General features: G+C 58.7%; 23 protein-coding genes. 9 read left to right on the top strand and 14 right to left on the bottom strand.

Annotated features, from left to right (window positions below):
- Positions 1-3: 3 nt before the first annotated feature.
- The 4 genes from modB to OK411_RS16220 all read right to left on the bottom strand — a co-directional run bounded on the left by modB (position 4) and on the right by OK411_RS16220 (position 5200).
- A complete protein-coding gene (modB, locus tag OK411_RS16235; protein ID WP_125927562.1) occupies positions 4-684 on the bottom strand; it encodes a molybdate ABC transporter permease subunit in 681 nt (226 codons plus the stop codon).
- Positions 685-1452, bottom strand: a complete 768-nt coding sequence (gene modA, locus OK411_RS16230) for a molybdate ABC transporter substrate-binding protein (RefSeq protein ID WP_123442334.1) — start codon at positions 1450-1452, stop codon at positions 685-687.
- Positions 1453-1585: 133 nt separating this feature from the next.
- Positions 1586-2650: an NAD(P)H-dependent flavin oxidoreductase gene (locus OK411_RS16225; protein WP_024013130.1), complete on the bottom strand. Its 1065-nt coding sequence runs from the start codon at positions 2648-2650 to the stop codon at positions 1586-1588.
- A 105-nt stretch (positions 2651-2755) separates the two neighbouring features.
- On the bottom strand, positions 2756-5200 hold the full coding sequence (locus OK411_RS16220; protein WP_264365358.1) for an autotransporter: 2445 nt from the start codon (positions 5198-5200) through the stop codon (positions 2756-2758).
- A gap of 186 nt (positions 5201-5386) precedes the next feature.
- On the opposite strand from OK411_RS16220, the gene OK411_RS16215 reads away from it, so the two are divergent.
- The gene (locus tag OK411_RS16215) at positions 5387-6370 is read left to right on the top strand and encodes an MDR family oxidoreductase (RefSeq protein WP_125918629.1); all 984 of its coding nucleotides are present in this window, start codon (positions 5387-5389) and stop codon (positions 6368-6370) included.
- Here the strand turns inward: OK411_RS16215 and ada are convergent.
- The 4 genes from ada to OK411_RS16195 all read right to left on the bottom strand — a co-directional run bounded on the left by ada (position 6360) and on the right by OK411_RS16195 (position 8682).
- Complete coding sequence (gene ada / locus OK411_RS16210) at positions 6360-7421, bottom strand: bifunctional DNA-binding transcriptional regulator/O6-methylguanine-DNA methyltransferase Ada (protein ID WP_217878314.1); 1062 nt, start codon at positions 7419-7421, stop codon at positions 6360-6362. The two genes, OK411_RS16215 and ada, sit on opposite strands and share 11 nt — an antisense overlap.
- 80 nt (positions 7422-7501) lie before the next feature.
- Positions 7502-8173, bottom strand: coding sequence for a DNA oxidative demethylase AlkB (gene alkB, locus OK411_RS16205; protein ID WP_217878312.1), 672 nt, complete (start codon positions 8171-8173; stop codon positions 7502-7504).
- Between the two features lie 7 nt (positions 8174-8180).
- On the bottom strand, positions 8181-8351 hold the full coding sequence (locus OK411_RS16200; RefSeq protein ID WP_016774926.1) for a hypothetical protein: 171 nt from the start codon (positions 8349-8351) through the stop codon (positions 8181-8183).
- 28 nt (positions 8352-8379) lie between these two features.
- Positions 8380-8682 (bottom strand): DUF1883 domain-containing protein, encoded by a 303-nt coding sequence (locus tag OK411_RS16195; protein WP_007912251.1) that lies wholly within the window; start codon positions 8680-8682, stop codon positions 8380-8382.
- A gap of 210 nt (positions 8683-8892) precedes the next feature.
- On the opposite strand from OK411_RS16195, the gene OK411_RS16190 reads away from it, so the two are divergent.
- Positions 8893-9249: a hypothetical protein gene (locus tag OK411_RS16190; RefSeq protein WP_016774925.1), complete on the top strand. Its 357-nt coding sequence runs from the start codon at positions 8893-8895 to the stop codon at positions 9247-9249.
- A 72-nt stretch (positions 9250-9321) separates the two neighbouring features.
- A complete protein-coding gene (locus OK411_RS16185) occupies positions 9322-9552 on the top strand; it encodes a hypothetical protein (RefSeq protein WP_016774924.1) in 231 nt (76 codons plus the stop codon).
- Positions 9553-9555: 3 nt separating this feature from the next.
- Here OK411_RS16185 and OK411_RS16180 read toward each other — a convergent pair whose 3' ends face one another.
- Together OK411_RS16180 and OK411_RS16175 are read right to left on the bottom strand one after the other, a co-directional pair.
- Positions 9556-9843, bottom strand: coding sequence for a hypothetical protein (locus OK411_RS16180; RefSeq protein WP_016774923.1), 288 nt, complete (start codon positions 9841-9843; stop codon positions 9556-9558).
- Between the two features lie 142 nt (positions 9844-9985).
- Positions 9986-10171, bottom strand: a complete 186-nt coding sequence (locus tag OK411_RS16175; protein WP_016774922.1) for a hypothetical protein — start codon at positions 10169-10171, stop codon at positions 9986-9988.
- 258 nt (positions 10172-10429) lie between these two features.
- On the opposite strand from OK411_RS16175, the gene galU reads away from it, so the two are divergent.
- Together galU and gorA are read left to right on the top strand one after the other, a co-directional pair.
- On the top strand, positions 10430-11269 hold the full coding sequence (gene galU / locus OK411_RS16170) for a UTP--glucose-1-phosphate uridylyltransferase GalU (RefSeq protein WP_024013124.1): 840 nt from the start codon (positions 10430-10432) through the stop codon (positions 11267-11269).
- A 129-nt stretch (positions 11270-11398) separates the two neighbouring features.
- On the top strand, positions 11399-12757 hold the full coding sequence (gene gorA / locus OK411_RS16165) for a glutathione-disulfide reductase (RefSeq protein WP_217878310.1): 1359 nt from the start codon (positions 11399-11401) through the stop codon (positions 12755-12757).
- Here gorA and OK411_RS16160 read toward each other — a convergent pair.
- Positions 12754-13770, bottom strand: coding sequence for a DNA-binding protein (locus tag OK411_RS16160; RefSeq protein WP_136492570.1), 1017 nt, complete (start codon positions 13768-13770; stop codon positions 12754-12756). The genes gorA and OK411_RS16160 overlap by 4 nt on opposite strands.
- Positions 13771-13946: 176 nt before the next feature.
- Between OK411_RS16160 and OK411_RS16155 the strand changes: the two genes are divergently transcribed.
- The 3 genes from OK411_RS16155 (at position 13947) to ahpF (ending at position 17273) form a co-directional block, all read left to right on the top strand.
- Positions 13947-14885 carry a site-specific integrase gene (locus tag OK411_RS16155; protein WP_129999438.1) on the top strand — a complete coding sequence of 313 codons (939 nt, stop codon included), beginning with the start codon at positions 13947-13949 and terminating at the stop codon, positions 14883-14885.
- Between the two features lie 137 nt (positions 14886-15022).
- Positions 15023-15586 (top strand): alkyl hydroperoxide reductase subunit C, encoded by a 564-nt coding sequence (gene ahpC / locus OK411_RS16150; protein WP_016774916.1) that lies wholly within the window; start codon positions 15023-15025, stop codon positions 15584-15586.
- A 124-nt stretch (positions 15587-15710) separates the two neighbouring features.
- A complete protein-coding gene (ahpF, locus tag OK411_RS16145; RefSeq protein WP_217848962.1) occupies positions 15711-17273 on the top strand; it encodes an alkyl hydroperoxide reductase subunit F in 1563 nt (520 codons plus the stop codon).
- 252 nt (positions 17274-17525) lie between these two features.
- Here ahpF and gloA read toward each other — a convergent pair whose 3' ends face one another.
- Positions 17526-18047: a lactoylglutathione lyase gene (gloA, locus tag OK411_RS16140; protein WP_130899875.1), complete on the bottom strand. Its 522-nt coding sequence runs from the start codon at positions 18045-18047 to the stop codon at positions 17526-17528.
- Positions 18048-18184: 137 nt separating this feature from the next.
- Between gloA and OK411_RS16135 the strand changes: the two genes are divergently transcribed.
- Complete coding sequence (locus OK411_RS16135; protein ID WP_136492573.1) at positions 18185-18703, top strand: DUF4946 domain-containing protein; 519 nt, start codon at positions 18185-18187, stop codon at positions 18701-18703.
- 215 nt (positions 18704-18918) lie between these two features.
- Here OK411_RS16135 and OK411_RS16130 read toward each other — a convergent pair whose 3' ends face one another.
- Together OK411_RS16130 and OK411_RS16125 are read right to left on the bottom strand one after the other, a co-directional pair.
- Complete coding sequence (locus OK411_RS16130) at positions 18919-19284, bottom strand: histone-like nucleoid-structuring protein, MvaT/MvaU family (protein WP_016774912.1); 366 nt, start codon at positions 19282-19284, stop codon at positions 18919-18921.
- 227 nt (positions 19285-19511) lie between these two features.
- Entirely contained in the window at positions 19512-21047 is a 1536-nt protein-coding gene (locus tag OK411_RS16125; protein WP_264365357.1) for an EAL domain-containing protein, read from the bottom strand.
- Between the last annotated feature and the right edge of the window lie 199 nt (positions 21048-21246).

Genomic DNA, 21246 nt, shown 5'->3' with positions numbered 1-21246 from the left:
CGATCAGCTCCAGCCTGCGCGGGTCTTGCGGCTGGAGTACAGCGCCAGCAACACCAGAAACGAAAACACCAGCATCGCCGCAGACAGCCAGTGCGCCTGGGCATACTCCAGCGCTTCGACATGGTCGTAAATCTGCACCGAAACCACGCGGGTCTTGTCGGGAATGTTGCCGCCGATCATCAGCACCACGCCGAATTCACCCACGGTGTGGGCGAAGCCGAGAATCGCTGCGGTGATGAAGCCGGGGCGCGCCAGCGGCAGGATCACGCTGAAGAACGTGTCCCAGGGATTGGCGCGCAAGGTCGCCGCGACTTCCAGCGGGCGGGTGCCAATCGCCGAGAAAGCGTTTTGCAGCGGTTGCACCACGAACGGCATGGAGTAGATCACCGAACCGATGACCAGCCCGGTGAAACTGAACGTCAGCGTGCCCAGCCCCAACCATTGAGTGAACTGGCCGAGAAAACCGTGCGGCCCCAGCGCCAGCAACAGATAAAAGCCGATCACCGTCGGCGGCAGCACCAGCGGCAGGGCGACGATGGCGCCGATCGGCCCGCGCAACCACGACGAGGTGCGCGATAGCCACAGCGCGATCGGCGTGCCGATCAGCAGCAGGATCGCAGTGGTCAGTGACGCCAGTTTCAGGGTCAGCCAGATCGCGGCGAAGTCGGCACTGGTCAGTGACATTTACAGTTCATATCCGAAGGATTTGATCACCGCAGCGGCTTTCGGACCTTTGAGGTAATCGACCAGGGCCTTGGCAGCGGCGCTGTCCTTGCCTTTGTTCAAGATCACCGCGTCTTGTTTGATCGAATCATGCAGGGTGGCCGGAACAATCCATGCTGAGCCGCTGCTCACCTTGCCGTCCTTGTAGATTTGCGACAGCGCTACAAAGCCCAGTTCGGCGTTGCCGGTGGAGACGAACTGGTAGGCCTGAGTGATGTTCTGGCCTTCGACGATTTTGCTTTTCGTGGCTTCGCTCAACTGGAGTTTTTCCAGCACCTGGGTGGCGGCGAGACCGTATGGCGCGGCTTTTGGATTGGCGATCGCAAGGTGTTGGTATTGGTTGGTTTTCAACACTTTGCCCTGCGCATCTACGTAGCCTTCTTTCGCTGACCACAGCGCTAGCGTGCCGATGGCGTAGGTGAAGCGCGAACCTTTGACGGTTTCGCCTTCCTGCTCAAGCTTTGCCGGGGTCGCGTCGTCAGCAGCGAGGAACACTTGGAAGGGCGCACCGTTTTTGATCTGGGTGTAGAACTGGCCGGTGGCGCCGTAAGCGGCGACCAATTTGTGGCCGGTGTCTTTTTCGAAGTCGGCAGCGATGGCTTGGATTGGCGCGGTGAAGTTGGCGGCGACCGCCACTTGCACTTCGTCAGCTTGCGCGGCGCCGATGCTGAAAAATGCTAGGAATGAGGCGAGGCAGACAGGGGCGAGGCGTGTGGCAGCAAGTGTCATGTAAAGGCTCCGTGATCCGCGGTAAATGCTTTGCTTTGGATAACGCCGATACACGGGCGCAATCGCTGTATACGGAAATATATAGCGATACGTCGCCAAGTGGCGAGGGAATAAATCCGCTCGCCGCGTAAATTCAATGACGGTTGAGTTTCGCCAAGGCGCCTTCGGCGAGTTGCCGGGTCAGTTCAGCGCTGCCGATATCCTTGCCGAGCGTCAGCGCCTGTCCGGCCCAGAGGTTGGCAAAGTCGGCGTCATCCTTGGCCCGCAGCGGCATCAGCGCACCGCCAGCCAACGGAAAGGCCGGCGCCTGCGCTGACATCGGGCCGAGTTCACGCATCGCCCGATTGACAATGCCCCGTGCCGGGCGTCCGGTAAAAATGTTGGTGATGGCGGTCTGACTTTCCTTGGCGGTGCGCAGGGCCTTGTGGTGTGAGGCGCTGACTTTTGCTTCCGGCGTGAACAGGTACGCCGTGCCGACTTGCACCGCCGATGCGCCGAGCATGAAAGCTGCGGCAACGCCTCGCGCATCGCTGATCGCACCCGCCGCGATCACCGGCACTTTCACCGCGTCGACCACCTGCGGCACCAGGGCGAAGGTGCCGACCTGGGTGCTCAGATCATCGCTGAGAAACATCCCGCGATGGCCACCGGCCTCATAACCCATGGCGATGATCGCATCGCAGCCGTGTTGCTCCAGCCAGATCGCTTCTTCGACTGTGGTGGCAGACGAAAGGATTTTCGCCCCGGTTGCCTTGACCCGATCAAGCAGATTTTTCTCCGGCAGCCCGAAATGAAAACTCACCACTTCGGGGCGGAATTCTTCGAGCACGACACACGCGGCCTCGTCAAACGGTGCGCGATTGGACACCGGCGTCGGCGCGTCGAAATCGGCACCCAGTTCGCGGTAGTAAGGTTCGAGCAGATTTTTCCAGTCACGGGCCCGCTGTTCATCAGGTGCCGGTGGCTGGTGGCAGAAGAAATTGACGTTGAACGGCTTGGTGGTGTGCTGGCGAATCGTCTTCAGTTCTTCGCGCAGTTGCTCGCTGCTCAGCATCGCTGCCGGCATTGAACCGAGGCCGCCGGCATTGCACACGGCAATCACCATCGAAGAGTTGGTCGCACCGGCCATCGGGCCCTGGATGATCGGCAGTTCGATACCGAGAAGATCAAGGATGCGGGTGTCTGGCCACTGGCTCATATAGCAATTCTCCGAACGATGAAACGGGCAGGGACGGCACGCGGTTTTTAACAGCAAAACCGGATGCGGGGCCAGTCTGAAATTCTGAACATTACGTGCAGTTTTTTAGCGTCGGTGCAATCCGCCGCCACCGCCAAACGAACGGTTCATCATTTGTGAAGAATGGTTGAAGTTGTGCGTGCGCTGATTGCCGAGACTGCGTGCGGCGGATTCGCGGTTGAGATTCTGCAATTGCGCATTGTTGTTCGCGGGTCTGGTCCGGTTGGCACCGCTGCCGGCCACGGACTGCCAGCCGTTGTCGGTTTTCTTGTAAACGTTGCCGTCGCGCCCGGCATAAACGTTGTCGCCGACCCGCGCAGCGCCGCCGTCGCGGCCATGAATGCCACCGTATTGCGTGGTGTTGCCGGTATTGGGGTTGTAAACGGCGCCGCGATTGGCACTGACGTGAGTGCCGCTGCGGACGTTGCCAGCGCTAACCCGTTCTCCGGCGATGGCGCCGCCGTTCGGGCCGACTGCCACGCCGCTGCGCCCGGCAGCGTAGTTGCCGGTGTAGGCGTTGTGCACCGCGCCACGTTGCCCGGCGGCGGCAATGCCGGTACGCGAGTTGTACGAGGCGCCAACTTGGCCGGCCCAGCGATTGCCGGTCCAGGCGTTGTAACCGGCGCCATAACGGCTGACCGTCGCGCGATCACCCCACTGATGATAAAGATTGCCGGTGGTTCCGGCCCAGCCACCCGGGCCCCAGGCCACCGCGCCGCCGCGATAACCGTAAGCGGCGCCACCCCAGGCCAGCGGCGCCGGGTACAGACGCGGACCCCACGCGTAGCCCCAGCCGTAATTTCCCCACCACGGATAGGCGCCCCAGCCCCAGCCCATGGCGACGGTGTTGCCGCCCCAGCTCCAGCCGAATCCGAAGCCGAAGGTCCAGCCAGTCCACGGCGTGTAACGAATCGCGACGCCGAAACCATAGGTCACCGGCGGCCCGTACCAGACGCTACCGACCCACGGCGTATACGGATAACCGGTGCCGTACACCACAACGCCAGTCGCCGGGTCCAGCGTCGAGCCTTGATAGCCCGGCGTGTAGCCGACCACCACGGTATCGCCGCTGGATTCGTAAACCTTCACGTACGTGAGGTAGTGCATCGGCGAGCTGGGCGGAATCGAATAAATCACCGCTGGCACTGAAGTGGCCACGCTCCACGGTCCGTTCAGCGAGGTGGCGCTGAACCAGATGCCGTTCTCCACCGCCCACCAACTGTCGTTGTCGACGCGAATAATCGGAGTGGCGCTGTTGACCACGTATTGCAGCGGCGTATTGCTGATCGCTTTGAGCTGCGGCTCGCCGTCAAATTGCGGCGCCGTCATCTTCACCGCGCTCTTGTTGATCGCCGAGGTCTGCGGGATGGTCGCCGCAATGGCCGCCTCCTGTGCCTGTGGCGTGCCGGCTACCGAGGCCTTGACGTTCTCTTTGGCGCTGTCGTCAGGAATATTGGCAAAGTCGGCCGGCAGCTTGTCTGCCGGGACAAAGGTCCATGGCCCGCTCATGTCGCTGGCGCGGAACCAGCGTCCGGAGATCAGTACGTAACTGTTCTGGTCGCCGATTTCCTTGAAGATGTGCCCGGTGGTGTTGCTCACGTACAACAGGCTGGTGCCCTGAATCGGTTGCCATTGCGCGGCGCCGTCGGTCACCAACAGTTCCGTTGGCGTGGTGGCGATGAAGATTTTCGGCTGCGGCGGCTTGGCCAGGCTGGGAATCTTGTCCTTCGGATCGCTTTGCCCGGTGAGCAGGTCCACCTTGCGACTCTTGATCGCCGCCTGTTTGGCTTTTTCCAGACTGGCCGGCGGCGCAGCAAGGCGCGTGTAATCGCCGGCCAATTGATCGGCAACCATCCAGCCGTCGAATACGTGCAGGTAATGTCTGCCTTGGGCATCCTTGAGCAGCAGTGGGCGCGTGTTGATCACCCGTTGCAGCTCCGTTCCTTCAACCGGCCGATAAGCCGCCTCGCCGTCGATGTATACGAGAATTGCCGGGCTGTCCGAGCTGATAATGGTCGGCGGCGTGTTTTCCAGCGGTGCACCGTCGGCTTTCTGTTCGGCGTTGAGCACGCCAACCGCCGCTTCCAGTTGATCGAGGGAGATGGTTTTCTTGCGGCTCTCGGCATCTTTTTTCAGGATGGCGAGCCACGTGTCGGCCTGTTTCGCGTCGGCGGGGAAATCCGCCTTGATGATCTGGTACTGATCGAGCGCGACCCAGCGAGTGGCCTTGTCGACGAGGGTGTGAGCGCTGAACTGGACGATGCCGTAGGTGGACTTGCCATCGGCAGCCGTGGCTTCGACCGCCGCGCGGGCATTGAGCGTATAGCCGTCCCAACTGTCGAGCTGCGGTTGATACACCGTCAGCTTGCTCTTGCCGCTGCTGATCACCTGCGGCCATGTCGGCTCGCTTGGCGCCGCGTTCGGCTTTGCCGCCGGTGCGGCTGCCCAGGCATTGCCAAGTGTCAGCAGACATAGCATCAGCAGCGAGGGTAAAGCGCTCAGGAAAGGCATCGTCAGCTCCATCGACACACCAGTTTGCAAGGCGCAACCGGGAAAACACAACCGTCGAAAAAGCATAGCCGCCTGCCGGGGATTTACCCGGCTGATCGAGCCGTTAGCGCAAAGTCGAGTGTGGCAATGTGTTGCGATGTGCTATTTCAAGGCATGCTTGTTTCAAATCATTTTCGAGAGACCGTCATGTTCAACGCCATCCTGATCGACAAAGATGACAGCGGTTATCGCGCCAATCTGCAGCAAATCGATGAGCAGCAACTGCCCGAAGGCAATGTCAGCGTGAACGTCGCGTACAGCACCCTGAATTTCAAAGACGGCCTGGCGATTACCGGCAGCAGCCCAGTGGTGCGCAAGTTTCCCATGGTGCCGGGGATCGATCTGGCGGGGACTGTCGAGTCCAGTTCGCATGGGGATTTCAAGGCGGGCGATCGGGTGCTGCTCAACGGTTGGGGCGTCGGTGAAAGCCACTGGGGCGGGCTGGCGCAAAAGGCTCGGCTCAACGGTGACTGGCTGATTCCACTGCCCGAAGCTTTCACCCCGGCGCAAGCCATGGCCATCGGCACCGCCGGCTACACGGCGATGCTGTGCATTCTGGCGCTGGAGCGCCATGGCGTGACGCCGGATCACGGCGAAGTGCTGGTCACCGGCGCCAATGGCGGGGTCGGCAGCTTTGCCATTGCCTTGCTCAGCAAGTTGGGATACCGCGTGGTGGCATCCACCGGCCGCGTGTCCGAGCATGAATACCTGGAGCAATTGGGCGCTGCCGAAATCATTGATCGCGCCACCTTGTCCGAACCGGGCAAGCCGTTGGCTAAAGAGCGTTGGGCGGCGGTGGTCGACTCTGTCGGAAGCCATACATTGGCCAACGCTTGCGCCAGCACGCGTTCGGAAGGCGTGGTTGCGGCATGCGGGTTGGCGCAAGGCATGGACTTTCCGGCCTCGGTAGCGCCGTTCATTCTGCGCGGCGTGACGCTGGCTGGAATCAACAGCGTGACCCAGCCCAAAGCACGCCGTATCGAGGCCTGGGACCGACTGGCCAAGGATCTGGATTTCTCCTTATTGCAGCTGATCAGTCACGAAATCAGTTTGAGCGAAGCCCTTGAGGCTGCGCCCAAACTGCTTGCCGGGCAACTGCGGGGCAGGGTGGTGGTCGACGTCAATCGTTGAGTTCGCGCTCAAGCAGTTGGCGTTTGCGCTCGACGCCCCAGCGGTAGCCGGAAAGGTTGCCATCGCTGCGGACCACGCGGTGGCAGGGAATCGCCACCGCCAGGCGGTTGGCCCCGCAAGCCTGGGCCACCGCACGCATCGAAGTCGGCGCGCCGATACGTTGCGCGATTTCGGCATAACTGGCGGTGCTGCCTGCGGGAATCTCCCGCAGCGCCTGCCAGACGCGCTCCTGAAACGCGGTGCCGCGTATATCCAGCGGCAAGTTCAGGCCTTTCGCCGGTGCTTCGACAAAGCCGACGACGCTGGCGATCAACTGTTCAAATTCGCTGTCGGCGCCGATCAGGTTGGCCTTGCGAAACTGATCCTGCAGGTTGCAGACCAACTGATGCGGATCGTCGCCGAGCAGAATCGCGCAGATCCCACGTTCGCTTTGCGCCACCAGAATTGCCCCAAGCGAGCATTGGCCAACGGCAAAGCGAATGTCGTTGTTCTGCCCGGCAGCGCGATAGTCGGTGGGTTTCATGCCCAGCAGTTGATCGGCTGATTCGTAGAAACGGCTGTTGGAATTGAAGCCGGCGTCGTACAGCGCGTCGGTCACCGAGCCGCCGTCGGCCAAGCGCGCACGTAGTCTGCGTGAGCGATGCGCCGTGGCGTAAGCCTTGGGCGTCAGGCCGGTCGCGGCTTTGAATACTCGATGAAAATGGAAAGGGCTAAGGCCGGCGCTGGCGGCGAGGCTGTCGAGCGCGGGCAACGTCTCGGACGCTTCGATTTGCCGGCAGGCCGCTGCGATGATCGCCGCGTGCTGCGCGTCATTCTGGTCCTTGCTGGCGCGTTTGCTTGCCCGGTATCCCGCTGCTTCGGCCATTTCGGCTGTTTCGAAAAATATGACGTTCTGCGGTTTCGGCAAACGCGCAAGGCTGCTCGGTCGGCAATAAACGCCGGTGGTTTTTACTGCGTAGACAAACTGCCCGTCCGCACGCGGATCGCGCGCCACCACGGCGGCCCAGCGTGGATCGTCTTCAGTTCTGATCGTCTTCGAAAGCGTGTCCATGAGAGGGAATCCGTTGACCTGTTTGAGTCAGGTTAACCAGCATCGTAACCCGCGACACTCCGCGCCTTGCGGTCAAACTTTTACTGATCGCCAGCAACGCGGAAGGTGATGTTGATGCGCCGTTCGCCCAAGAGCGGGTGATGGCCGGGTTTGATTGGCAGTACGCCGTGATAACGCAGGCGATCCACACCACCCCAGACCACCATGTCGCCGTGCAGCAGCGGGATGCGCTGGGTTTTATCGCTGCGTTCGAAGCCGCCGAACAGAAACATCGCCGGCAACCCCAGCGACAACGAAACGATGGGCGCGGCGTAGCCCTTTTCGTCCTTGTCCTGATGCAGCGACATCTTGGCGCCGGGGACGTATTGGTTGATCAGGCAGGAGTCGGCATGAAAATCCATGAAGCCGGCGCGTTCCGCCGCCTCGTGCGCCAGATCGGCAAACACCGCCGGCATCGACGGCCACGGCAAGCCGCTGAGTGGATCGACGCTGGAATAGCGGTAACCGCTGCGATCAGTGATCCAGCCCAACTGCCCGCAGCTGCTGGTGCCAACCGACATGCTGAAACCGCCGGGCGTGACCATGTGGCGTAGCGGGGCGGCGGCAAGAATGGCTTCGAGCTCGGTCAGCAGTTGCTCGACCTGCGGCAAGGCGAATCCGCGCAGCACCCACGATTGTTCGCCGATCTGCTCGGCGCGGGCTTGCTGTACGGGTTCGTTGTCGGCGAACAGGTCAAACGTGGTCGGTTGCATGATTCGGTTACAGCGCTTTGCTGACCTTGATGTCACTGAGTTCTTCGTCAGCGTGCATTTTCTTCAGCGCCGCTTTCGCTTCCTCGTCAGTGCCGGTTTCCAGTTCGGCGAACTCGAAACGCTGTTCACCGTCCAGTTTGTACTTGATCACGTATTTGGTTTTTTGCGCCACGGTCATGTTTCCCTTTCAGAATAGGCTGTGCGTCTCAGCTCAGTTTAGTGCTGGAGCGACGGATGATCTTGATCGAGTGGGTCAGCGTCGGCTTGCGAGTCACGCTGATTGCGCGGCGGTTGACGGTGTCGATGGTGATGTTCCAGAAGCCGGTGCTCGGTGCCGTGATGCGTGCCGGAAACGTGTCGAACGCGCCACCGTGGTAAGTGTGACGGCCGCCGTTTTTGAAGCTGCGGAAGTTGGCGTCGTTCATCAAACGGATGTTGCACATCTGCGAGCATTGGATGACGACGATGTCGTCTTCGTTGAGGTGCTCGCGCTGGTGAATGAATTTCATGGCGCCTCCAGAAGGGCTTTTTCTACTAAATCAAAACGATAGCTTGTCGATGGGCGCAGTTTATCAGCCCGCACGGGTTATTATCTGGCCGTCGGGCGTTGCTTTGACAAATTTTGAACAGAACTTCGCCATGGCAGGCGGGTTAAATGCACAAGGCCCCGGAGAAAAGCGGCATTTGTGCTGTCGGACGGTCTTTAACGGAGGATTCATATGAAGTGGGGTGTGGTGTGTGTGCCGTTGATTCTGGCGATGGCCGGTTGTGCGAATGTTTCCGAAATCAATGAAACGCTGCCAACCATGAGCGTGATTTCCGGCAAAAAGCCCCAGGAGTATGCGCAATGCCTGACCGACAAGCTCGCTGACAGTCGCGGCGCGTTGCAGGTGCAGCCGCAGAAGGACGGAGTACGAGTCATCGTCCCGGGCAAGCTTTCTTCAGGCCCGGCAGCCGTGTTTGATATCGAAGATCGCGCCGGCGGCAGCAGCATCAAGCTGCATGAGCGCATGTCCAACGTGCCGGTTCGCCCTCGCGATGTACAGAAAGCCGCGAACGCCTGTATTTCCGGCTGATAGACTAGCGAACATCAGCACCCGATGCCGTCACAGTCCTGCTGTGGCGGCATTGTCATTTATGGAGTCGCGATGAAGCGAGAGCACGTGCGGGAGCGCCACGCAGAGGGCCTTATCTCTGCCACCCATGTCATCCAGAACCCGGCGAATCCCGGTGAATGGATCGTGTTTTTCAAGAAGAGTGCAGGTCGCAGCTACTTTTTGGTGGATGACAATGACGAAGTCGAGTCCTTCAATCGGCTCGATGATCTGATCGAGGTCGTCCGTGGCCTCGGGATCAAGTTCGCCGAAATCCACATGTAAGGCTTACTTGCAGACGACCACGACGTTGCGGGTCTTGTAATTGCCAACGTCAACGCCCAGGGTTTTGTCATCTTCCTTGGGCGCCGGCGTGCCATCGGTGCCGACGATGCGATAACCGGTGCCAGCGCAGGAGGCATCGGCCTTTTCGTAGCACATGGCCCATGAGTTGGCTTCGCCGGAACAATCGATGCTCAGGCCCTGTTCGCCATTGTTCAGATAGGTGGGCTGCGAAGTGGCACAGCCGCTCAGTACCAATACCGCGAAAAGCGGCTGCAGTTTGTTCAGGTTCATGGTTGCGTGGTCTTCAAGTGGGGGGGACTGCATGCTCTGACAGCGCTGCGATGAAAAGGTTATAGCGATTGGCCACTTGTTTGCCAACAAGGCACAAAAAAGCCCTGCATGCTGGCAGGGCTTGGCGCAAGTGCGGGCAGGATCAGTCCTGATCTTTGCCACGGCGCTTGGAAGAAGCAGGTGTATCGGTGAACACCGAGGCTACATCCGTCGCCATCTGCTCGCTGTCGAAAGGTCCGGCGATGTGTTCGCCGTTGGTGGTGGTCAGCGTCCACTTGCCGTCTTTCTTGTCGATCACATACCCGTTGATGATTTTTACCGCAGCCATCTGGTCATTCTCGTTCGCTGGTTCAAAGGCGCCATGATAGCGGCAAATGCTCGCATTGGGGGCTGATAAGCGTATGGTGATCCTGTTTGCCCGGATCTTGAGCTACGCTGATTCCGCCGCTGAAATACCCGGATGGAACTATCCGCGCGAATATTTCTCTATGTTGGCATCGGTTAGCCAGCGCGGGGCATTGTAAGGCGCACGCCGCCTGATTAGACTGCCCCGAAACTCGTACACACAGCCTTTTCAAGGACTTATATGATCAAGAAATGCTTGTTTCCAGCAGCCGGTTACGGCACTCGCTTCCTCCCAGCGACCAAAGCCATGCCTAAAGAAATGCTGCCGGTGGTAAACAAGCCACTGATCCAGTACGGCGTTGAAGAAGCACTGGACGCGGGCCTGACTGAGATTTCCATCGTCACCGGCCGTGGCAAGCGTGCTCTGGAAGACCACTTCGACATCAGTTACGAGCTGGAAAACCAGATCAAGGGCACCGACAAGGAAAAGTACCTGGTCGGCATCCGCAAGCTGTTGGACGAGTGCTCGTTCTCCTACACCCGTCAGACCGAAATGAAAGGTCTGGGCCACGCGATCCTCACTGGCCGCCCGCTGATCGGTGACGAACCGTTCGCCGTGGTTCTGGCGGACGACCTGTGCGTCAACATCGACGGCGACGGCGTGCTGACCCAGATGGTCAAGCTGTACAAGCAGTTCCGTTGCTCGATCGTCGCCATTCAGGAAGTCGATCCGCAGGAAACCAACAAGTACGGCGTAATCGCTGGCGAAATGATCCGCGACGACATCTACCGCGTACACAGCATGGTAGAGAAGCCAAAGCCGGAAGACGCTCCGTCGAACCTGGCCATCATTGGTCGCTACATCCTGACCCCGGACATCTTCGACCTGATCGAACAGACCGAGCCAGGCAAGGGCGGTGAAATCCAGATCACCGACGCCCTGATGAAGCAGGCCCAGAACGGCTGCGTGATGGCCTACAAGTTCAAGGGCAAGCGTTTCGACTGCGGTGGCGCTGAAGGCTACATCGACGCGACCAACTTCTGCTTCGAAAACTTCTACAAGACTGGCAAAGCTTACTGATAGCGTTTGCCTCGTCTGCAAAAGAAAGCCACCTCCGGGTGGCTTTTTCATTTTCCGCCCTTATATGGATGGCAGTGCTTGCCCAATGGATGACTGCGGGTATGCTGATGGCCTGCCGAGGAGATAGAAATGGCCTACGATTTTGACCTTTATGTGATTGGTGCCGGTTCCGGCGGTGTGCGAGCTGCGCGGTTTGCCGCCGGCTTCGAGGCGAAAGTGGCGGTGGCCGAGAGCCGTTACCTGGGTGGCACCTGTGTCAACGTCGGTTGCGTGCCGAAAAAGCTGCTGGTCTACGGCGCGCACTTTGCCGAGGACTTCGAGCAGGCGTCCGGTTTTGGCTGGAACCTGGGCGAGGCCAACTTCGACTGGGCCACGCTGATCGCCAACAAGGATCGCGAGATCAATCGCCTCAACGGCATTTATCGCAATCTGCTGGTCAACAGCGGCGTGACCCTGCACGAGGCGCACGCGAAAATCGTTGGGCCGCACGAGGTTGAGGTCAACGGCGAACGCTACACCGCCAAGAATATCCTGATCGCGACTGGCGGCTGGCCGCAGATCCCTGAAATCCCGGGGCACGAGCACGCGATCGGTTCGAACGAGGCGTTCTTCCTCAAAGAGCTGCCCAAGCGTGTGCTGGTGGTGGGTGGCGGTTATATCGCCGTCGAGTTTGCTGGGATTTTCCATGGTCTCGGCGCCAACACCACGCTGCTGTATCGCGGTGATCTGTTCCTGCGTGGTTTCGATGGGGCGGTGCGCAAGCACCTGCAAGAAGAATTGACCAAGCGCGGCCTCGATCTGCAATTCAATGCCGACATCGCACGCATCGACAAACAGGCCGACGGTAGCTTGAAAGCGACGCTCAAGGATGGTCGTGTACTCGAAGCTGATTGCGTGTTCTACGCCACCGGTCGGCGTCCGATGCTGGACAATCTGGGCCTGGAAAATACCGATGTTCAGCTCGATGATAAGGGCTTCATCAAAGTCGACGACGAGTATCAAACCACCGAGCCGTCGATTCTGGCGCTGGGCGACGTCATTGGTCGCGTGCAGCTGACACCGGTCGCGCTAGCCGAAGGCATGGCTGTGGCGCGGCGTCTGTTCAAGCCGGAGCAATACCGCCCGGTGGACTACAAGATGATCCCGACCGCCGTGTTCAGCCTGCCGAACATCGGCACAGTCGGTTTGAGCGAAGAAGAAGCGCGCGAATGTGGCCACGAAGTGGTGATCTTCGAAAGCCGCTTCCGCCCGATGAAGCTGACCCTGACTGACTGTCAGGAGAAAACCCTGATGAAGCTGGTGGTCGACGCCAAGACCGACAAGGTGCTTGGCTGCCACATGGTCGGCCCGGACGCTGGCGAGATCGTGCAAGGTCTGGCGATCGCCTTGAAAGCCGGCGCGACCAAGCGCGACTTCGACGACACCATCGGGGTGCACCCGACGGCTGCCGAAGAGTTTGTGACCATGCGCACGCCGGTCAGCGCTTAAGCGTCCTTCGCTTTGGTCGAATCTGGCGCTGCCGCAACGGCAGCCGCCAGACGCTGGCTGTCCTCAAGGCTCGCCTGTGCTTTGAGCAATTCCTTTTCCAGTGACTGATTGAGCTGCGTCTGCTCGTCTACGCTCTGCTTGAGTGCCTGACTTTCCAGCGTCGCGACGCGCAGACGTTCCTGGAGGAGGGTGCGCTCGCTGTCCATGCGCGTCGCCTGCTCGAGCAATTGATCCTGCCGCTGATTGCTCTGCTTGAGCTGATCCTGCACCAGATTCAGCTCGCGCTGGGTGCCACGGTTTTCGGTAAGCAGGCGTTCGTTGTCGCGGTGCAACTGTGTGATCTCATCCTGACGCACCAATGCACTCTGCTGGGCTTGACGCAGTTCGGCCTGGATCTGCTGGATTTGCCCTTCGTGGCGGGCCTGTTCCTGCTCGCGCTGTTCCTTGGTGGCGTTACGGTAATGCTCCAGCGCATCGCGGGCGTGCAGGTGTTTTTCTTCCAGCGAGCGGATCTGTTCGTCCTTGTCCTGCAAGCGCAATTCAAAATCGGCCAATGCCTGGTTGAGGCCGGCATTGCGCGTCTGTTCGGTCTGCAGCATCGAGCGGGTGTTGCTCAGCGCTTCGGATTCGCGTTGCAGGGCGGCGCCCTGAATGTCGTGGTCGTGTTCGAGTTTTTCCAGCGCCTGGCGAACCTGTTTCAGCTCGGCTTCCAGTGCTTCGCGTTGCTCCTCGAACTGTTCGCGGGCTTGCTCGATGGGCTCCTGAGCCTGTTCTTTCAGGCGCTGGGCGAGGCGAGAAACCAGAGCGGTCAGTTCGTCATCGATCGGCTCTGCTGACGCTTCTATTGGTTGGGCGCCGTCATCCAGTTCTTTCAGATAGCGATGGATCGTGGTTTTCGAGCCGGTGTTGCCCATTTCGATGCGTACTGCATCGATGCTTGGGTGTTCGCCGCGAGCCAGGATCGCTGTGCGTGCGATTTGCACCAGTGCTTTGGTAATGCCGCCACGGGCCATGTGAACTCCTACGGTTACGTACTGTGGTACATGCCACTAAAGTACGCAGTGTACCATGCTAAAAATATAGGTAAACATTTGAAATAAAACAGGCGGGATATACTGGTATTACCCAATGTCAGGCGGCAAAATGCGCAACTGCATGAGTGAACCCGTACGCCATCGAGAAAACTGCCATGAGCGACATCGATCGATATCTGCAAGCCGCCACCCGGGACAACACCCGCCGCAGCTATCGCATGGCCATTGAGCACTTCGAGGTAACGTGGGGCGGATTTCTCCCGGCTACTGCCGACAGCGTTGCGCGCTATCTGGTGGAGCACGCTGGCGTGCTGTCGATCAACACTCTGAAGCTGCGTCTGTCGGCACTGGCGCAGTGGCACAACAGTCAGGGTTTTGCCGATCCGACAAAGGCGCCAGTGGTGCGCAAGGTGTTCAAGGGCATTCGTGCTCTGCATCCGGCACAGGAAAAACAGGCCGAGCCGTTGCAACTGCAGGATTTGCAACGCGTGATCGATTGGTTGGAGCAGGAAGCGCACACCGCGCGGCAAGAACAGGATCGCCCGACCTTGCTCAAGGCTTATCGGGACCGCGCGCTGATTTTGCTGGGCTTCTGGCGCGGCTTTCGCAGCGATGAGTTATGTCGTTTGCAGATCGAGCATGTGCAGGCGAGTGCTGGCAAGGGCATCACTTTGTATTTGCCGCGCAGCAAGGGCGACCGGGAAAACCTCGGGCAGACCTATCAGGCCCCGGCGCTGCTCAAGCTGTGTCCGGTGCAGGCTTACATCGACTGGATCACGGAGGCGGCGCTGGTACGCGGCGCGGTATTCCGCAGCATTGATCGTTGGGGCAATCTGAGCGAGGAGGGCTTGCACGCCAACAGCATCATTCCCTTGTTGCGCCAGGCGTTGCAGCGCGCCGGGATTGCCGCCGCGAACTACACCAGTCATTCGCTGCGGCGTGGCTTTGCCACTTGGGCGCATCAAAGCGGCTGGGATCTTAAATCGCTGATGAGTTACGTCGGCTGGAAAGACATGAAATCCGCCATGCGCTATGTTGAGGTCAGCCCATTCCAGGGAATGGCTCGGATTATGGATAAACCGGATCAACCGTAGAGATCGTTTTCTTCTATTAATACAGCCAGCTAATAGCGAAAACAAATCAGCAGTATCAGGTTTGCCAATGAGCCTTCCGTCGAGTGAGTGGGTAGGATTCACCCATCAACTTCATAACCCCTGACGGAGAGTCATCGATGCCTATCATCAACAGCCAAGTAAAACCGTTCAAAGCTACCGCGTTCAAAAACGGCGACTTCGTTCAAGTCTCGGATGCTGACTTGAAAGGCAAGTGGTCCGTTGTGTTCTTCTACCCAGCCGACTTCACCTTTGTGTGCCCAACCGAGCTGGAAGACCTGGCCGATAACTACGCTGAGTTCAAGAAGCTGGGCGTGGAAATCTACAGCGTTTCGACCGACACCCACTTTGCTCACGCTGCCTGGCACAACACTTCGCCAGCCATCGGCAAAATCGAATACACCATGATCGGCGACCCGACCCACGTCATCTCGCGCAACTTCGACGTGCTGATCGAAGAAGCTGGTCTGGCTGACCGTGGTACCTTCGTGATCAACCCTGAAGGCCAGATCAAAATCGTTGAACTGAACGATGGCGGCGTTGGCCGTGACGCTTCCGAGCTGCTGCGCAAGATCAAGGCTGCTCAGTACGTCGCTGCACACCCAGGCGAAGTTTGCCCGGCCAAGTGGAAAGAAGGCGAGGCCACTCTGGCTCCGTCGCTGGACCTGGTCGGCAAGATCTAAGTCTGTGACATGCAACGCAGGGCGGCACGCCGCACCTTCTTAAGTTAGCTGCACCGCCCAATAAAAATGCCCGGGCGAGATTCGCTCGGGCTTTTTTTCGCCTCAAATAAAGGAAATCGCCCGTATGTTGGACGCCAATCTTAAAGCCCAGTTGAAATCGTACCTGGAACGGGTCACCCAACCGATCGAGATCGTTGCATCCCTCGACGACGGTGCGAAATCCCGTGAAATGCTGGACCTGCTGAAAGACGTTGCCAGTCTTTCGAGCCTAATTACCCTGATCGACAGCGGTGACGATGCCCGCAAGCCATCGTTCTCGATCAATCGCCCTGGAGCCGACATCAGCCTGCGTTTCGCCGGCATTCCAATGGGCCACGAATTCACCTCGCTGGTGTTGGCGCTGCTGCAAGTCGGTGGCCACCCGTCGAAGGCCAGCGTTGAAGTCATCGAGCAGATTCGCTCGCTCAAAGGCGAGTTCAGCTTCGAGACTTACTTCTCGCTGTCTTGCCAGAATTGCCCGGACGTCGTCCAGGCGCTGAACCTGATGGCCGTGCTCAACCCGAACATCCGCCACGTCGCCATCGACGGCGCGCTGTTCCAGGACGAAGTCAACGATCGCAAGATCATGGCCGTGCCGAGCATCTACCTCAACGGCGAAAACTTCGGCCAGGGCCGCATGGGCCTGGAGGAAATCCTCGCCAAACTCGACACCGGCGCGATTGAGCGTCAGGCCGAGAAAATCAGCGCCAAGGAAGCCTTTGACGTGCTGGTCGTCGGCGGTGGCCCGGCCGGTGCCTCGGCGGCTATTTATGCCGCACGTAAAGGCATCCGCACCGGTGTCGCGGCTGAGCGTTTCGGCGGTCAGGTGCTCGATACCATGGCCATCGAGAACTTCATTTCCGTGCAGGAAACCGAAGGGCCGAAACTGGCCACGGCGCTGGAAGAACACGTCAAGCAGTACGACGTCGACATCATGAACCTGCAACGCGCCGACAAGCTGATCCCGGGCAAGAATGGCGAGTTGCACGAAGTCCACTTCGCCAGTGGCGCAACTCTGAAAGCCAAAAGCGTGATCCTGGCGACCGGCGCACGCTGGCGCGAAATGAACGTTCCGGGTGAGCAGGAATACCGCAATAAAGGCGTGGCGTACTGCCCGCACTGCGACGGTCCGCTGTTCAAAGGCAAGCGCGTAGCGGTGATCGGCGGCGGTAACTCCGGCGTTGAAGCGGCCATCGATCTGGCCGGTATCGTGTCGCACGTAACGCTGCTGGAATTCGACGTACAACTGCGCGCCGATGCCGTGCTGCAACGCAAGCTGCACAGCCTGCCGAACGTCACCGTGATCACCAGTGCGCAAACCACTGAAGTCACCGGCAATGGCGAGAAGGTGAACGGTCTGCGTTACAAGGATCGCACCACAGATGAGCTGCGCACGGTTGAGCTGGAAGGCATCTTCGTGCAGATCGGTCTGCTGCCGAACACCGATTGGCTGAAGGGCACCATCGAGCTGTCGCCGCGTGGCGAGATCATTGTCGATAATCGTGGCGAGACTTCGATCTCGGGGATTTTCGCAGCGGGTGACGTGACGACGGTGCCGTACAAGCAGATCGTGATCGCAGTGGGCGAGGGCGCCAAGGCTTCTCTGAGCGCGTTCGATCACTTGATCCGGACTTCGGCCCCGGCGTAACTGCCAGGTCGAATACGAAAAAACCCATGAGCGATCATGGGTTTTTTATTGCGCGTGGAAAGCCACCCCTCACCCCAACCCTCTCCCGAGGGAGAGGGAGCCGACCGAGGTGTCTGAAGTCATCCATCGACCTGAGAGAGCCGGTCGATTATGGATTCACCGCCAATCGTTCAAGTCGGCGTAATTCTCCAACATCCCGCAATCAGTCCCCTCTCCCTCTGGGAGAGGGCTAGGGTGAGGGGCTTTCAGCTTTTACAGCGGCGCAGGCTGAATGATTTCAACCCAGTAACCATCCGGATCCTTGATAAATGCCAGGCTCTTCATCCGGCCATCGGTCAGACGCTTCTGGAAATCGCAACCCAGCTCTTCAAAGCGTGCACACGCTGCGACGATGTCCGGCACCGAAATGCAAATGTGACCAAAGCCACGCGGGTCGGTGTTGCCGTTGTGATAGGCGAAGTCGGCATCGTTTTCGGTGCCGTGGTTGTGGGTCAATTCCAGAATGCCTGGAATCGATTTCATCCATTCGGTACGCGCAGCGTCGTCGGACGGGATCTGTGATTTATCGACCAGCGCGAGGAAGTACAGGCTGAACTCGGCTTCCGGGAAATCACGCTTCTCGACCAGCGAGAAACCCAGTACGCGGGTGTAGAAATCCAGCGACTTGGTGATGTCCTTCACGCGCAGCATGGTGTGGTTGAACACGAAGTTGCGGGTTGCGCTGTCTGGCGTGGCAGTCACGCCGGGGAAAGTGTTCAGTTCGTTGAGGCTCATGGGCCCTCCAATAACAATGGGCGAGTGAATGGGCGCAATGATACGCATGCCGGCCGGCATCGCCAAATGCAAGGCGGGCTTGCCCTGCGCGAAGGCGGGGCTCAGACTTTGCTTTCTATCCATGAGTGCGTCCGGCAATGATCCGACTGTTGAAATCCGTGTTTGTTTTTTTTGCTTTGTCGTCGGCTGTGGTTTTACCCGTAATGGCCGAACCAAGTATCACTTGGCCGACGGGCTGGGAGGTTGAAGCATTGCCGGAAACCGCGCCGCCAGTCTCGCGGCAACGGGCGGTGAAGCTCGATGCTGATGGCAATCAGGTGATGGTGATGGAGTTGACGATGACGCAAGTGGAGGCGGGGCATCAGGTCAATTTGCAAGGCGTGCTGCTGGAAATGCGCAAATCAATCCAGAAGGATTTCTTCCGCAGTGGTTATCAGAGCGTCTGCAACAGAATTCATCCGGCTGCGCTCGGCTCATTGTCCGGGCTGGAGACGACCTGCACGGTCACCGAGAACGGTCGACACGTATTATCACAAACGTTGGTGGCAGCTGTGGAAACAGACAAGGCTTACGTACTTTCATATGCCGGACAGGCCGAGGTTTATAAGGCGAGCGTCGACGATATAGAAGCGGCGCGCAACAGCCTGAAATTATAAACGTTCGTACTAACTCGCAGCAGTCCGCTTACCGGAAAGGATTAAGCACATAGTTTGATCAAGCGCTCGAGGTAACATCGCGCAGCAAAATGTTTAGCCTGATGATTCAGAAGCGTTACACAAATTTCCAACTTGTTCGATGAAAATCATTTCATTTGTTAGATATTGTCAATAAAAAAGCCCTGCATCAGGCAGGGCTTTTTGTTGGCGTCAGATTAACCGCGCAACCATGAATCCACAGTGGCTGCACCGTACTGCTCTTTCCAGGCTTTCAGACCGCGATGGTTGCCGCCCTTGGTTTCGATCAGCTCGCCAGTGTGCGGGTTCTGATAAACCTTGACCACCCGGGCGCGGCGGGTCTTGGGCGCTGCGGACTGCTGCAGGCCTGACTTTGCCGGGTTTGGATCAAGGATGGCGATGATGTCTTTCAGGCCTTTGCCATAGGTTTTCATCAGTCCCTGGAGCTTTTCTTCGAATTCGATTTCTTTCTTCAGCCCGGCATCGTTCTTCAGCGATTCCAGCTGTTTGAGCTGTTCCTGAAGGGCCTTTTCAGCTGCGCGAAATTCAGCGAGTCTGGACAATATCTTTACTCCAATAGTGTGTTTGGCTGATACCAACCGCAAACAAAGCTATAAGCCAAGAGCCTGGAAGCGACTCGGTGATAATTGGCTCACCTGCCAGTCTGGCTCAGGTTGAAAAAATTGTAGTAGTTAATGCGACAAGAGTAAATCCTGATGTTGTCGCCATGTAACAACAATGACTTTTTGTATCAATTTGGTGCGGTTGTTCGGCGGGCAGTGTCGGCGATTTAATGATGAGTTAATGCTTCGAGGAAATCAGCGCCAGGCATCGGTCTACCGTACAAATAGCCCTGCAAAAAGTTAACGTTATGCTCGGTCAGGTAATCAGCCTGGGCCTGAGTTTCGACACCTTCGGCAACAATGCCCAAGTCCAGTTTGGCCGACAGTTCAATGATGGAGTCGAGAATATGCCTCGATAACGCGTCTACACCGATCATGGCCACGAAGCTCTGATCGATCTTTAGAAAGTCGACGTTGAAGGTGCGCAGATAACCAAGGCTCGAGTGCCCGGTACCAAAGTCGTCGATCGCGATTTTTACTCCCAGTGCATGCAATTGCTCAAACAGCTTAAGCGTGATGTCGCTCGGCTCGATCAGTTCGCGCTCCGTCAATTCCAGCACCAGTTCGACGCTGCCGGGCGCAAACGCCGCCAAGAGGTCACGACAATCTTCGACCAGCTCCAGATCCTGGCAGTGGCTGGCGCTGATGTTGATGCCGATATGGAAAGGCTTGGCGAAGTTCACAGAGTGCGGTCCCAGCAGGGCCGCAGTCTGTTGCATCAGCGCGCGGGTCATCGGCACGATCAGACCTGAGTGCTCGGCAAATGGAATGAACAGATCCGGGCGTACCAGCCCCTCTTTCGGGTGATTCCAGCGCATCAGCACTTCGGCACCCGACCATCGCTTGCTGTCGCCGTGAACCACGGGCTGGAAGTACGGAATGAATTCCCCGGCCTCGAGTGCGCGCATCATTTCGTGGCTGGGCGAGGTCGATCGCTTCTGAACGAAGTGGCCAATGGCACCGGAAATTGCACCGAAGAAAATCAACAGACTGAACAGCGGAGGGTATTCAGCCGCCATGTAACGCCGGACTTCGCCCTTGGGGAAACCCGCCGACACTTTGAAGCCGTAACGCTCGGATTCCAGCAGGCTGTGCGCGACCGGCGGGGCAGGCAGTGATCCCTGATGAACTTTGCCGTCGGCGGACAGCCAGTTATCGCCCACTTGCAACGTCAGTAATGTCTGGCGGCCGATCAGGCGCAGGATGTTGCTCAAGTGATAGCCATCCAGAGTGGTCAATGCGCCACCGCGACCGTCGCTGAGACGGTAGATCAACAATGCCGTATCAGGCGTCACCGGATTGCCGTTCATCAACCACAGTTTGCCTTGATGATAGTCCCCGGCATTGACGGCTTCCTGGAACGCCCCGAAGAGTGAGCTGCAGTAGAGATTGTTGTCCCAGACCAGATTGGTCGAGCGTACGAAGGGGCGGCGGGTCACTTGTTCGCGCAGGGCCAGTTTCACCTCTTCGCAATTTTTCCCGGCAAGCGGCAGCAGGACCCGAGCGGCTTCTGCCGTGTTATCGAGCATCAGATCGAACTGTCGCAGCGCTTGTTCGGCCGTCTCCCCGGCACTTTGCTGCAGTGTGCGTTCTGCCTGCATATAAAGAATCCCACTGCCCAGCACGATCGGCAGCAGACCGCTGAGCACAGTCACGGCGATTCGGGTGCTGCGTTTGCGGCGGGGTCTGCGGGTCAGCGGCATGGCACATCCTGTGGAGTCGAAGTCCGGCCCGATAGACAATTGAGCCAGAGGGGAGAATAGATCGCAGATGGCTATTGCGCCGTACGAAAAAAAGCGGATTTTATACAGAGGGCAGACAGGTCACGTTACGCTGTGTAGAATCGATTTACGCATACAATAATAATCGTCTTCTGGCAGCAGAAGCCTCGCCCGCAAGAGC

This window comes from Pseudomonas sp. RG1 (assembly GCF_025910115.1).
Classification (GTDB): Bacteria; Pseudomonadota; Gammaproteobacteria; order Pseudomonadales; family Pseudomonadaceae; genus Aquipseudomonas; species Aquipseudomonas atacamensis.
This window is presented reverse-complemented; position numbering and strand designations above follow the sequence as displayed.